Raw genomic sequence first — 13,645 nt, forward strand, 5'->3', positions numbered from 1 at the left:
TTAGCTACGTTCTTTTTCTGTATGTACGGTTTTTTGTGCGCTGGCATCAATAATTTTTTCGTCTTCTTGTTTGATTTGCGCAGGCGTGGCTTTGGCTTGATCTGCTGATTCATTTTCCTCAGCTGATTTTTCTTTATTCATTGCTTCTTTAAAACCGCGAACTGCACCGCCTAAATCTGAGCCGACATTACGTAGCTTTTTGGTACCAAAGATTAAAATAATAATCCCGAGGACAATTAATAACTGCCAAATACTAATGCCACCTAACATGGGAAATCTCCAATCAATCAATTGAGAAAATAAAAAACTTTAAACCTATGCCTTAGGCAGGAGTCTAGGAGGTGCGCTGGGCTTTTTCGACTAAGCCAGAAGTGCCTAAACGTCTTTGTAACTCTTGCAAGACCTGTGTGTGATCTGCCCCTAGGTGAGATAACATGACCAAGGAGTGAAACCATAAATCTGCCGTTTCATACACAAGCGCATCAAGCTGTCCTGAGTGTTGCGCGTCTTTAGCTGCTAATAGGGTTTCCGTCGCTTCTTCGCCAACTTTTTCAAGAATTTTATTTAAGCCTTTATGATGCAAACTGGCGACGTAAGATGTATTGGCATCCGCATGGCGGCGTTCCTGTAAAAGGGCATTTAATTGCTCAAGCACATCACACATAATCAAAAAACCTAAGGACAAACATGGGTGAGGTGCAAGGATAGCGCAAGCCACTAGGTTATCGCTACGCTGAAGACAGTTTTTTTCTTATATAAGGATGCAAACCAGAGGAGAGGCCCTCAATGATAAGAATCCATTTACGCTCAGCAGTATTGGCTCTCGGCATGTTTTTGCTCACTTTGGTGTTGAGCGCACCAGCACACGCAGAACGCATGGTGAAACATGGCCAATATCAGATTCATTACAATACAGTCACCACAAGTTTTCTGACACCCGAGGTGGCGCAAGCTTATGGCATTGTACGCAGTGCTTATCAGGCTTTATTAAATATTGCAGTCCTACGTGAAAATCCGGATGGCACGACGACACCAGTACAAGCTTTGGTCACTGGAGAAGTGGGCAACCTTGTTGAGCAAGCGCGTCCTTTAAGTTTCCAGATTGTACGTGAGCAAAACGCGATTTATCAGTTGGCTACTTTTCGTTTTACCCAAGATGACGCCACACGCTTTCGTTTACAAATTCGCGTCGATCCAAATCAACCCCCTTATGAACTGAGTTTTATTGACCGTTTTTATGTAGATCCACCCAAAGGAGGCGCGCAAGTCTCGCCCCTGATTCAATAAGCTTGCTGAGATCAAGCTTGAAATTTGCCTTGATCATAGCCATATCTGCAAAAACTTGTTTTGCCTTTGGTACTGCTCAAGGCATTTTTACTCTAACGACAAAGAACAACCACCAAGAGGCTTATCTAATATGACCACCATAGTATGCGTGCGCCGTGATCAACAAGTGGTACTCGGCGGGGATGGCCAAGTCTCCCTTGGGCAAAGTGTGATGAAAGGCAATGCACGCAAAGTACGGCGCTTGTATCGTGATCAGGTCTTGGCAGGATTTGCCGGTGGTACTGCAGACGCGTTTACCTTGTTTGAACGCTTTGAAACCCAGTTAGAAAAACACCAAGGCCAACTGGTCCGCTCGGCAGTCGAAATGGCTAAAGATTGGCGTACAGATCGTGCTTTGCGTCGTTTAGAAGCTATGCTCGTTGTGGCAGACGCGGATACCACCTTATGCATTTCTGGCAATGGTGATGTCATTGAACCGGAACATGGGGTGCTTGCCATTGGTTCTGGTGGTAATTTTGCTTTGGCTGCGGCCCGTGCTTTACTAGAAAATACTGAGCTGGATGCTTACCAAATTACTGAAAAAAGCTTACAGCTTGCTGCAGATATTTGTGTCTACACTAACCATCAATTGACGTTAGAAGCCTTGCCCAAAAACAGTCACTAGATGCCGCTAGCCTGATTGATTTTCCGATTTCACCTATAGAGATGCCCTATGTCACAGATGACACCTCGCGAAATTGTTCATGAGCTTGATAAATATATTGTTGGTCAACAAGAGGCCAAACGAGCAGTGGCCATTGCCTTGCGCAACCGCTGGCGGCGTATGCAGTTAGAACCTGAGTTACGTGCTGAAGTCACGCCAAAAAATATTTTGATGATAGGCCCTACCGGCGTGGGTAAAACAGAGATAGCACGTCGTTTAGCCCGTTTAGCCAATGCGCCTTTTATTAAAGTCGAAGCGACTAAATTTACCGAAGTTGGTTATGTTGGGCGCGATGTTGAAACCATCATCCGCGATCTGGTGGATATGGCCATTAAGATGTTGCGGGAACAAGCGATGAAGCAGGCACGCCCACGAGCAGAAGATGCCGCGGAAGATCGCATCCTAGATGCCCTGTTGCCGCCTGCCCGTGATGCCTATGACCAACCTTTGGCACGTTCAGATTCTGAATCTGCGACCCGCCAAAGCTTCCGTAAAAAGTTACGCGAAGGTCAATTAGACGATAAAGAGATTGATATTGAAGTTGCCGAACCTCAAGTGGGTATTGAGGTAATGAGCCCACCGGGCATGGAAGAGATGACCGAGCAACTCAAAGGCTTGTTTAGTCGTTTGGGACAAGAACGCAAACGCTCCCGGAAGCTTAAAATTAAAGAAGCTTACCGCCTCTTGTGTGATGAAGAAGCCGAACGCCTTGTTAATGAAGAAGAAATCAAAAGCCGTGCGCTTGAGCTAGTGGAGCAAAACGGGATTGTTTTTATTGATGAAATCGACAAAGTTGCCAAACGCAGTGATCATTCCAGCGCGGATGTGTCTCGTGAAGGGGTACAAAGGGATCTACTGCCTTTAATCGAAGGCTGCACGGTTTCCACTAAATACGGCATGATCAAAACTGATCATATTTTATTTATTGCTTCAGGTGCCTTCCATCTCAGTAAGCCTTCGGATTTGATTCCTGAGTTACAAGGGCGTTTGCCAATCCGTGTTGAACTTAGCGCCTTGACACCGGAAGATTTCCAACGGATTCTCACCGAACCTAGCGCCTCTTTAACACATCAATATCAAGCCTTATTGGCCACAGAAGGCTTAGAATTGAGCTTCACTGCTGAAGGGATTAAGCGTATCGCGCAAATTGCTTTCCAAGTGAACGAGGGTACGGAAAATATTGGCGCACGCCGTTTACATACAGTGATGGAACGCTTACTGGAAGCGGCTTCTTTCGATGCAGGCGAGACAGAGCAAAAACAACTCTGTGTCGACCCTGAATATGTTGACTCGCGTTTAAGCGATTTGGCACGCGACGAAGATTTATCGCGTTATATTCTGTAATCTTGTGCAATTTAGCACCCAAGCCCCTAGCCAACAAGCTAGGGGTTGTTTGATTTTATAACCCAGCAAACCAAGTATTAATATGTGCTTGGGTCGCTGCTTGATATTCTTGTGATTCACTAAAACCTAGTAGCATGTCTTCAGCTTCTAACCCTTGGGCTAGCTGATTTTGCCAATAACTTTGCCCACCTTGATCTGGGGCGCGTCCAAGGACATTTTCGTAGACCAACTCGACAAAACTAGCTGCTTGCAAGTTTACGCCATAAGTTTGGATAAACTCTTGCGATTGCATAAAGGATTCTGCGATATCCTCAAGTTCCATTCCTTGACGCGCGGCTCCTTGCCAAAAATGAAATCCATCCTCATCAGGTAAACGCTGAAAAACGGCTAAATAAAGCCGTGCTAAAGCCGCATCCTCTGCGCTAAGCTGGCTTTCTGGCACATTTGCATAAAGACGCCCATCGGTTGCTGTAGCCTTGGTGCCATTCTCGGCTTGAGAGCCGCTACTTGTGGACGTACCTAGGTATGTATCGTCTTCCACTTCTGCCCAACGGCCATCATTAAGTTGTACGTATTCGTCTCTGTCGTTGTCGTTATCATCGCCAACTTCAACCCAACGACCATCAGTTAATTGCACGTATTCATCGTCACGGTCGTCTTCCACTTCTGCCCAACGGCCATCATTAAGTTGTACGTATTCGTCTCTGTCGTTGTCGTTATCATCGCCAACTTCAACCCAACGACCATCAGTTAATTGCACGTATTCATCGTCACGGTCGTCTTCCACTTCCGCCCAGCGGCCATCATCAAGTTGTACGTATTCGTCTCTGTCGTTGTCGTTATCATCGTCAACTTCAACCCAGCGGCCATCAGTTAATTGCACGTATTCATCGTCGCGGTCGTCTTCCACTTCCGCCCAGCGGCCATCGTCAAGTTGTACGTATTCGTCTCTGTCGTTGTCGTTATCATCGCCAACTTCAACCCAGCGGCCATCAGTTAATTGCACGTATTCATCATCACGGTCGTCTTCCACTTCCGCCCAACGGCCATCATCAAGTTGTACGTATTCGTCTCTGTCATCATCATCGACCTTAACCCAACGGCCATCAATCAGCTGGATAGATTCTTGGTATTTTTTAGACATTTTGCATTCCTCAGTCAGTCGCAATTAAAAATAAGTGAAGCTCAGTTATTGAGGTAGCACTTGCAGGAAGTCCACTTCAATTTCTGGAGACTGTAAAAAGTCTTTTTCTACTTCGCCAATCATCTTAAGATGGGTTTTTTCATCAATTTGCAGACCACGAAAATCTTCTTGATCAATTTCCACCTGAATTTCTTGTTGACCATCCGAAAATAAGTACTTTTCCGCACTGACTTGTTTGATTAAATAACCATGTAAAATAACTTTTTGATCATCCTTCGCTTTTTTTAGAACATCCGCAATAGACTCTAATGTTGGCTGTGCTGAAGGGCCGGTATATTGCGCTTGAGAAACGCCTACATCCGTAAGGGCAAGACTCGCCGCTAAAATCAATAATGCCGATTTCATTGCTAACATGGCTTAACTCCTTGTTAATTTTGGTGATCTTAAAATCCATCAGAATAAGGCATATTTTAATCTGCTTAACTTAAATGAAGCTTAAACTGGCCGTTTAGGTATCCATGCGGGAAAAGTGTTACCTTAAGCCGCATCCTTCGTTGTCAAAATGGATCAAATTATGTCTAGCGTGATCAGCAAATTTGCGGCTGTCCTTGGTGCCAGCGTTTTATTAGGAGGCTGTATGCTGCAAGAAGAAGTGACGTATCCCGCCCTGTCTGTATTTGATGTGGAAGCAGTCAGCGTGAGTGGTATTTCCTCGGGCGGTTATATGGCCAGCCAATTGCATTTCGCGTATCCAGAGATTTATACCGGGGTGGCTATTTTTGCTGCCGGTCCTTATGGATGCGCCGCCCAAGGTGGCGTTTCGCAAGCTTTAACCCAATGTATGCAGGTCCGTGATGGTGCGCCTAAGGTAGAGACCTTAGTGCAACAAGTACGTACTTGGGCTGAGGCAGAAGTGATTGGTGATCCTGAGTTGATGCGTACACAAGCACATAAAGTGTGGATTTATCGTGCGGGCCAAGATGGTGTGTTAGATGAACGTGTCACCCAAACCACGACAGATTTGTATCGTCATTGGGTGGCAGATCAGCATTTAAAAGTCGTGACCTTACCTGAAGCTGCCCATGCGTTACCAACGGCAGATTATGGTGCCGCCTGTGATGTACAAGCACCGCCTTATATCAATCAGTGTGATTATGATGGGGTAGGTGCTGCACTAAAACACTTATACCCTGATTTAAAAGAACCTTTAGATGCCCCAGGTATGCTGATGACTTTTGATCAAAGACCCTTTTTTAAAGCGCAAGGGGCCAAAATCAAAGGGTTATTAGATTATGGTTATCTTTTTGTGCCAAAAACCTGTGAAGAAGGCGCACCTTGTAAGCTACATGTGGCTTTACATGGATGTGAACAAAGTGCGCAAGTGCTCGATGAAACCTTTGTGCGCCATTCTGGGTATCTGCAATGGGCGGCAGCCAATCGCATGTTAGTTCTTTTCCCACAAGCGAAGAAAAATCTTGCTAACCCGATGGGATGTTGGGATTGGTGGGGCTATGAAAGTACCAACTTTTATAGTCGTCAAGGTTCCCAAGTGGCGGCTATTACCCGTATGGTCCAGCATATCAGTGGGCAAATCCCTCCGATTCGCCCTGAATAAACCTAGTTAAAAAACTGGTGTTTAAAATACGCGATGGTCTCTTTAAGGCCGTCGCGTAAACTCACTTGTGGCTGCCAATCCAAAGCCTGCTGCGCTTGACTAATATCCGGTTGGCGTTGTTGTGGATCATCTGCAGGTAAATCACGATAGACCAATTTAGAAGGGCCACCCACAAGGCTTAACACCTCTTCGGCAAGTTCAGCAATGGTAAATTCGTTTGGATTACCCAAATTAATCGGGCCAGCATGGGTGTCTTGCTGCATCAAGCGAATTAAAGCCTCGACTAAATCGTCTACATAGCAAAAAGAGCGGGTTTGTTGACCATCGCCATATAAGGTAATGGGCTCACCTGCTAAAGCTTGCATAATAAAGTTAGACACCACACGCCCATCGTGAGGGTGCATTCTCGGACCATAAGTATTAAAGATACGCGCCACCCGAATATCGACCCCATATTGACGCTGATAATCAAAAAATAGGGTTTCCGCACAGCGCTTACCTTCGTCATAACAAGCACGAATCCCTATGGGGTTGACGTGGCCCCAATAGGTTTCTTTTTGTGGGTGGACGTGCGGATCCCCGTACACTTCACTGGTAGAGGCTTGTAAAATACGTGCTTGCGTGCGTTTCGCTAAGCCCAGCAGGTTCAAAGCGCCCAAGACACTCGTTTTGGTGGTTTGTACCGGGTATTTTTGGTAATGCACAGGAGAAGCTGGACAGGCAAGATTATAAATTTGTTCTACTTCAACCCGTAAAGGCTCAACCACATCATGACGCAAAGCTTCAAAATTGGCTTTATCCAGTAGGTGGCGAATATTTTCACGGCTACCTGTGTAATAATTATCTACAGAAACCACCTGATGTCCGCGTGCTACCAAGGCTTCACATAAATGCGAGCCAATGAAACCTGCACCGCCAGTGACGAGAATACTGGGGGCTAACACAGGGTGAATTTGCGCCTTGGGTGCAGGAAACTGCTTCATAAAATCTCCAGAGAAAATGTATGTTATTACATCCCCATGCCCAAAGAGGCGCCACTGCGGTCTTGTGTTTTTCACCTCATCAGGGGGGCATGGAGCTTGATGCCTGCCATACTGCAGAGCGTTTAAACCAGCACCTCACAACCACTTGGTTAGTGGTACGTGCAGGGACTTTTTTAGAAACTTATGCAAAAGCGCGCCAAGTCCCAGTGATTGCGCTTGATTTTAAATATCACTTTAGCCTACGTGCCATCGCACAAATGCGCCGTTTATGGCAACGCCTTGGGATTTGTAACCTTATTTTTTTTGGTGCTTCTGAGTTAAGGTCGATTCATTTCAGCCTAGATCAACAAACGCCAGTACAACGCTTAATTGTGCGTCATAGTACGACAAAAAGTTCTTCAAAGCGCGATTTATGGCATCGCTGGTTGTACTCAAAAGTCACTGCCCATTGGTGCATTAGCCAACATTTAGCGAATAATGTGCGCCAAATTTTCCCTATCCCAGCCAAGATCCCAGTTTTTATCGCACCGAGTGCCTTGGCAGCGCAGTTGAGCAAAATTCCTACTGCCTTACCTTTACAAGATGCACGAGTCTTTAAAGTCTTGTTTATTGGGCGTTTAATTGAAGGAAAGGGGATTTTTGATGCTTTAGCCGCCGCAGGCTTACTCAAAGCACACGGGGTACCCATTGAATTAACTTACATTGGTACCGGCCCTGATGAGGCGGCCTTACAACAGCAGATTGCCATTTCAGGCGTTAAAGTGCATTTGCTTGGTTATCAACAAGAAGCCCACTTAGCTTTTGCACAACATCACGCCTTTGTCTTTCCAAGTTATGGTGAGGGTTTTGGTAATAGCTTTGTGGAAGCCTTAAGCTCAGGAATGCCTTGTGTCTGTTATCAAAATACCGTATTCCCTGAACTAGCCACTTATGGCTTACATTTTCGTATGGCAGCAGATCGTAATATAGAACAACTGGCACAAAATCTTGCCTATTTTTGGCACATACGCCCAGCAATCAATCAGAAAAATCAACGCCTTAGCCGGGAGCTTTTCAGTTTGCAGCAAGAGCTAGATGCACTCAAGCAGCATCTTGCATAATTCCCCCTTAGGGGGGAAATCTAACGCTATGTCTATCTATTTATTTGCATCTACACAATACGAATTTGTTCTCTTGCCAAGCGTAAAGCATAGCATGCTGGGCGACGACTGACCGTCTGAATCATGACGCTTGTCCCTAAACTCGGGCCAAAGGCTTGATATAAACACCGTCGCAAACTCGCCAAGCGATGATCAAAATAAGCACGATCCATCCCTGATATCAGTGCCTTATGCGGGCGTTTATCCTTACCACCATACAAGGCTTGCACTTGCTCATACTCTTGTAAAAAAGCTTGTGCATAAAACCTATTAGGATATTCCGGTGGGGAGATTCCCTCTGATTTTGCTAAAGCCAAGCGCACAAACCATAAGTAAAAGGCGAAATCCGCACTCGATAAGCGTACGTGAATATGGCCATAAACCAGCCGGCGCTGATTTAAATCCAGTAGCAACTGAGGCTGACTATAAGTTTCTTCCACCAAACGCATCATTTCTGTGAAAGATGCAAGCTTATCTAAAGCTTGCGCAGGCAAGGTGGCACGTAAACGTAAAAAAGGGAGTTGATGTAGGTGTGCCCAAGGATACCAAGGGCAAGGTATTTGCATATCATAAATACAAGCCCCTTGGACTAAATAATTTGGTGATAATAAATAAGAAAGCCTATCTTGCACACGCCCCAAGGCTGAAAGTATATAACTGACATAAATATCGAGTGTTTGTATTTCAGAAGCCAGATGTATATGTAACGCAGTCTGTACTTCTTGCGTCCAAGGCTGAATTAACTTCAAGATTTGATTAGCAATTTCAGGGGCTGCCTTGGCAAGCGCTTGATGATTCAAAGCCCGGCCTTGGGCATCGCGCAATAAATCAATTTGCACTTGGTGGAAGGCTTCCCCTGCCAGACATTGATGTAAACACTGTGCTTCTGGCTGCTGGCTAAAGACGCTTTTTGCCTGGCGCGCGCCCTCTACCGTTGTTAAGACATAAATTTCTGTAGGAATAAAAGCCGCTTCTTGTTGTGCTAGCGTATACAAACTTGCCGCAAGATGTTGAGGATTTTCGGTACTAATTGCCAGTAAAATACGGCGTGCAAATTCCTGAGGCTGAATAGATTCCATGAGTTCCCGTCAAAGCAAAGGGTGAAAACCATCGCCCTAATGTAATGCTGGCTACTTGTTTGCGTATCTATCACTAGTTTATTGCGATATTTCACAAGTTTTCATCTAGCATCTGCTTACATTAAAGCACCGAACCCTTACTTTAACCCCTAGGCTTGACAGGGGGTGTCAACTTAAACCTCAGCGCCCCTAGAGTATGTCTTGATAATGCACCACACAGTTACGACCTTGTGCTTTCGCTTGATATAAGGCTTGATCTGCCGCTTGTAATAAATCCTGTGCTTGCATTTGTGTTTGCCAAGTACCGACACCCAGACTGATGGTTACCGGACGCCTTAATCCTTTAATGTGGCTTACCGCCTCTCTTAGACGCTGTGCACTCGCTATTGCCGCTGGTGCTGAGGTTTCAGCCAGTATCAGGACAAATTCCTCGCCACCATAGCGCGCAAAAAAATCACAGGATCTTTTAGTTTTTTCCAGCGTTTCTGCCACTTTACGTAAGGCAATATCACCGGCAGGATGTCCATAAGTGTCATTATATTGTTTAAAATGGTCTATATCTAAAATCACTAAAGACAAAGATTCCATTTCTTGTTGTTGCATGGCATCTATTTCTTGTCGCAATCGTTTATTAAAGGCTCTGCGATTATAAGCTTTAGTGAGTTCATCCGTTTCCACATCCAGTTTCAAATCAATATTTTCTTTTTCTAGTTGTTGACGAATCTGCACGAGTTGGTGGTTTTCCTGATGTGCTAGATCTAACAGAGTTTGCACTTGCGCTTGTGCTTTTTTGAGTTCAGAAACGTCAATGATCTGGGAAACAAAATATAATACTTTTCCTTGAATATCCCGTACGACAGAGACAACAAGTAAAATATAAACTAAATGACCTTGTTTATGTACATAACGTTTTTCTAGCTGATAATTTTCTAACTCCCCATCAATGACTTGATTTAAAAAATGTAAATCTGCATCTAAGTCATAAGGATAGGTAATATCTTGGAAGGTTAAGGCTAATAACTCCTCTTGTGTATAACCGACAATTTCACATAATTTCGCATTGACTTCCAACCACTGGCCTTGAGGGCTAACAATCGCCATCCCCACTCCAGCATATTTAAAATTATTGTGAAAGGCTTCTTCACTTTGTCTTAGTTGTTCTTGTGCTTGCTTGCGTGCATTAATATTTTGTCGTATTCCATAAATCACCAAAGGATTTCCTTGCAGGTCATATTGAGCAATATAAGCTTTTTCCGCTATCCAAACCCAATGGCCATTTTTATGCTGTACGCGAAATTCGCATTCACAATTGTCTTGTTGGCCAGAAATACAGGCCTGCATTTTAGGCAAAATCGTTTTTAAATCACCTGGATGAATAAAGGCTTGCCAAGTTTCAGTATCCAAGTGCGCAAGGTGTGCCTCCTGCAACCCGAGAATACTTGCCCAATGCTGATTGACACTAAAAGTATCTGATTTTATATCCCATTCCCAAACTCCCAGTTGTGTCCCTTCAATCAAGGAATGGTAACGTGTATTTAAATCTAAGGTTTCTTGGATCGGTAAGCCTTCTGCGAGTAAGAAGATAATATCGTTATTATCATTATAAATCGGTCGCAAGCTCAATAAGATGGTAGTTGTGTTTTTTTCTTGCACACGAATTAAAGATTCATAAGAAACTTCTCCGCCTTTTGCTGCCGTTAAAATGCTGGCTTTTAACTTATTTTGTACTTCTTTAGAAATAGACCACCAGGGGGTATCCCAAAAATACTTTCCTATCACCTGCCATTCATGCAAATCACCCAAAGAAAGTGCTGTCTCATTTGCTTCTAACAGGAGTCCACTTGTAGTTAAAATACCAATAGCACCAAAACTAGAATTAAAAACACTACGGTACTTTTTTTCTTGGTCAATAAGTTTTTGTTGGTAACCTCTTACTTGACTAATATCTTGACAGGTGCCATAAATAATTTCTTTATTAGCTTGATCTTTTGCAATAATCAACTTAACCCACTGGGCTTCACCGGCATTTTTTTTATTGAGTTTTACTTCATGAATTAGATTTTCTTTTATATCGGCAGTTTCAAGCAACGTAAATAAATTACTGCCACCCTCAAAAAAATAAAAGAAATCTTCTTTTTCTAATAAAGTAGATTTAACATCAAGCATTTTCTTTAGCACTGGACTAATAAATACATGGCCTGATACTAAATCCATTTCCCAAAAACCTATATTCGCTGCCTGATTGCAACGCTCTAATAATTCTTCTTTTTGTTTTAGTGCAGTCACATCCTGATGTGCCCCCAGCATACGGATTGCTTTGCCAGTGTGATCACGAATTGCCAACCCACGACAGCGAATCCATACCGTATGACCTTGCGCATGTTGATAACGCACGGTTTGATCATAAGGATATTGAGGATCTTGACAGTGTTGATGAAAATTATGCACAGCAATCGCCAAATCTTCTTCAAAGATCATTGACTGCCAAGCGGCTGCTTTATGGGGCTTGGTTTCTGGATCATACCCTAGGGTTTGCCAGAACTTGGCACTCATCCACTCGTTTTCTGGCTGCTGTAAATCCCAATACCAAATCCCATCTAAGGAAGATTCTTGGATAAAGTCAAAGATCTTAGAATCTTGCTGAATCAGCTGATAAAGCTCTTTTTTTAGATAATGCATAAGCTAAATTCTTTTAATAAAACAAAAATTTAGATTAATAGATAGGTTTATTAAGGTCAAGGGTGAATCTTATGGCATAAACATAAAATTTACCCTTACATAGAAAAATTAACAAACAGAGACAAGTTAAAAGGCAGGATCCGAAATCCCTAAAGAGGCATTCTTTCTAAACCAGCCGGTGATACTTAAGCGTTCACGATAAGTTATACTTACTTCATGGGGCATCATTTCACTGAGAAAACACACAAAAGTACCAGATTCAGGTAAAACCTGTGCGATTTGTTGGTGTTGATCTTGGGGGTTATATAAACACATGGCGCCGCCTTGGTGTGCTTGCCAGTTTTCATTAAGATATAAAATACTGGTTACTACACGATTAGAGCGCCCACGAAAAGCATCTAAATGCGTTGCATAAAAACTCTGTGGGGGGAAGCAAGCATAATGGCTTTCATATTCAAATAAGCCTAAAAATAATTCACGGTTAATTGTATTTTGCAATTGCTGCATTAAATCTAAATAGGCCTTTTGTGTTGGCGTGGTATTTTTTAGCCAATAAGTCAGATCACTGCGAATATTAGGCGCTTGGATATAATCTTGACCACGTCCTATTCCGGCCGGTTGCATAGTTTCTTGCTGATATAATTGCTGGGCTTCTGTGCGCAATGCTTGACATAAGGTGGTGGGGATAAAGTGTTCTGCAATAAAGTAGCCTTGCGCTACCAAGGCATCAATCACAGGATAAAAATCAACCTCTGTAGTCAACGCCGCCTGATTGACAGACGGCGCTAGATCTTGGGTCGTGGCAACTCGCTCTAATATCGCTGCGGATGACTCCATAAGGTACTCCTTTAATTATTTGGCTAATTTGCTTAAGACACGAGATACAGCAACAAAGGCAAAACTGGCGGTGACAAAACTGGCCGCACCAAAACCACTACGACAGTCCAAACGCATTGGCTCATGGGCAGAGGCAGCCGGCCTTTGCTGACAGATCCCACCCTCTGCAGTTGGATATACGGGCGCTTGATCAGAAAACACACATTCCAAATCAAAGCGGCGTTTAGGGTTGCGGCTAAAATGGTATTCGCGTCTGAGGCGGTTACGCACTTTTGCCAACAGAGGGTCTTGATGGACTCGGGTTAAATCCGCGGTTTGAATCCGTGTGGGATCGGTTTGTCCACCAGCACCGCCAATGCAAATCACTTTTTGCTTACGGCGTCGACACCACGCCAACAAAGCCGTTTTTGCGGGCACACTATCAATGGCATCAATCACATAATCAAAGCCATTTCCCAAAAGATCTTGTAAATTTTCTGCGCGAATAAAAGTGTGTTGGCAGTGGACTTGGCAGTCTGGGTTGATTTCTGCAATCCGTTCCGCCATCACTTGGATTTTCGATCGACCGACAGTTGAGCTCAATGCATGGATTTGTCGATTGATATTCGAGGTACATACATCATCCAAATCGATTAGGGTTAAATGTCCAATCCCTGAGCGTGCCAAAGCTTCCGCAGCCCAAGCCCCCACACCGCCAATGCCAATAATGGCAATATGCGCTTGTGCAAATCGCTGCAAACCTGCCTCACCATACAAGCGCCCGATACCACCAAAACGAAATAAATAATCATCATTAAGGGGAGTTACCATATCAATCTCTTTAAAATCAATGAAT

14 protein-coding genes are annotated in these 13,645 nt (G+C 44.0%); 5 read left to right on the top strand and 9 right to left on the bottom strand.

Going from position 1 to position 13,645, the window contains the following annotated elements:
- Together tatA and BMX05_RS04565 are read right to left on the bottom strand one after the other, a co-directional pair.
- Positions 1 to 270, bottom strand: coding sequence for a Sec-independent protein translocase subunit TatA (gene tatA, locus BMX05_RS04560; protein WP_093308787.1), 270 nt, complete (start codon positions 268 to 270; stop codon positions 1 to 3).
- A 64-nt stretch (positions 271 to 334) separates the two neighbouring features.
- A complete protein-coding gene (locus BMX05_RS04565) occupies positions 335 to 664 on the bottom strand; it encodes a phosphoribosyl-ATP diphosphatase (RefSeq protein ID WP_093308788.1) in 330 nt (109 codons plus the stop codon).
- 122 nt (positions 665 to 786) lie between these two features.
- Here BMX05_RS04565 and BMX05_RS04570 point away from each other — a divergent pair, with 122 nt between their 5' ends.
- The 3 genes from BMX05_RS04570 to hslU all read left to right on the top strand — a co-directional run bounded on the left by BMX05_RS04570 (position 787) and on the right by hslU (position 3,334).
- On the top strand, positions 787 to 1,287 hold the full coding sequence (locus BMX05_RS04570) for a DUF4426 domain-containing protein (RefSeq protein ID WP_093308789.1): 501 nt from the start codon (positions 787 to 789) through the stop codon (positions 1,285 to 1,287).
- A gap of 130 nt (positions 1,288 to 1,417) precedes the next feature.
- Positions 1,418 to 1,951, top strand: coding sequence for an ATP-dependent protease subunit HslV (gene hslV / locus BMX05_RS04575; RefSeq protein ID WP_093308790.1), 534 nt, complete (start codon positions 1,418 to 1,420; stop codon positions 1,949 to 1,951).
- Positions 1,952 to 1,999: 48 nt separating this feature from the next.
- On the top strand, positions 2,000 to 3,334 hold the full coding sequence (gene hslU, locus BMX05_RS04580) for an ATP-dependent protease ATPase subunit HslU (protein ID WP_093308791.1): 1,335 nt from the start codon (positions 2,000 to 2,002) through the stop codon (positions 3,332 to 3,334).
- A 55-nt stretch (positions 3,335 to 3,389) separates the two neighbouring features.
- On the opposite strand, the gene BMX05_RS04585 is transcribed toward hslU, so the two are convergent.
- Together BMX05_RS04585 and BMX05_RS04590 are read right to left on the bottom strand one after the other, a co-directional pair.
- Complete coding sequence (locus BMX05_RS04585; RefSeq protein WP_093308792.1) at positions 3,390 to 4,478, bottom strand: DUF4214 domain-containing protein; 1,089 nt, start codon at positions 4,476 to 4,478, stop codon at positions 3,390 to 3,392.
- Positions 4,479 to 4,523: 45 nt separating this feature from the next.
- Positions 4,524 to 4,892, bottom strand: a complete 369-nt coding sequence (locus BMX05_RS04590) for a NirD/YgiW/YdeI family stress tolerance protein (protein WP_218138981.1) — start codon at positions 4,890 to 4,892, stop codon at positions 4,524 to 4,526.
- A gap of 160 nt (positions 4,893 to 5,052) precedes the next feature.
- Between BMX05_RS04590 and BMX05_RS04595 the strand changes: the two genes are divergently transcribed.
- The gene (locus BMX05_RS04595) at positions 5,053 to 6,093 is read left to right on the top strand and encodes an extracellular catalytic domain type 2 short-chain-length polyhydroxyalkanoate depolymerase (RefSeq protein WP_177166795.1); all 1,041 of its coding nucleotides are present in this window, start codon (positions 5,053 to 5,055) and stop codon (positions 6,091 to 6,093) included.
- A 2-nt stretch (positions 6,094 to 6,095) separates the two neighbouring features.
- On the opposite strand, the gene BMX05_RS04600 is transcribed toward BMX05_RS04595, so the two are convergent.
- Complete coding sequence (locus BMX05_RS04600) at positions 6,096 to 7,076, bottom strand: UDP-glucuronic acid decarboxylase family protein (protein ID WP_093308794.1); 981 nt, start codon at positions 7,074 to 7,076, stop codon at positions 6,096 to 6,098.
- A gap of 20 nt (positions 7,077 to 7,096) precedes the next feature.
- Here BMX05_RS04600 and BMX05_RS04605 point away from each other — a divergent pair, with 20 nt between their 5' ends.
- Entirely contained in the window at positions 7,097 to 8,176 is a 1,080-nt protein-coding gene (locus tag BMX05_RS04605) for a glycosyltransferase family 4 protein (protein WP_093308795.1), read from the top strand.
- 50 nt (positions 8,177 to 8,226) lie between these two features.
- Here the strand turns inward: BMX05_RS04605 and BMX05_RS04610 are convergent, their stop codons facing one another.
- The 4 genes from BMX05_RS04610 to tcdA all read right to left on the bottom strand — a co-directional run bounded on the left by BMX05_RS04610 (position 8,227) and on the right by tcdA (position 13,620).
- On the bottom strand, positions 8,227 to 9,294 hold the full coding sequence (locus BMX05_RS04610) for a CRISPR-associated ring nuclease (protein WP_093308796.1): 1,068 nt from the start codon (positions 9,292 to 9,294) through the stop codon (positions 8,227 to 8,229).
- Positions 9,295 to 9,483: 189 nt separating this feature from the next.
- On the bottom strand, positions 9,484 to 11,973 hold the full coding sequence (locus tag BMX05_RS04615) for a PAS domain S-box protein (protein ID WP_093308797.1): 2,490 nt from the start codon (positions 11,971 to 11,973) through the stop codon (positions 9,484 to 9,486).
- 126 nt (positions 11,974 to 12,099) lie between these two features.
- Positions 12,100 to 12,810: a 2OG-Fe(II) oxygenase gene (locus BMX05_RS04620; protein WP_093308798.1), complete on the bottom strand. Its 711-nt coding sequence runs from the start codon at positions 12,808 to 12,810 to the stop codon at positions 12,100 to 12,102.
- A gap of 15 nt (positions 12,811 to 12,825) precedes the next feature.
- Positions 12,826 to 13,620, bottom strand: a complete 795-nt coding sequence (tcdA, locus tag BMX05_RS04625; RefSeq protein WP_093308799.1) for a tRNA cyclic N6-threonylcarbamoyladenosine(37) synthase TcdA — start codon at positions 13,618 to 13,620, stop codon at positions 12,826 to 12,828.
- Positions 13,621 to 13,645: the final 25 nt, after the last annotated feature.

This window comes from Allopseudospirillum japonicum (assembly GCF_900108915.1).
Lineage (GTDB): Bacteria > Pseudomonadota > Gammaproteobacteria > Pseudomonadales > Halomonadaceae > Pseudospirillum > Pseudospirillum japonicum.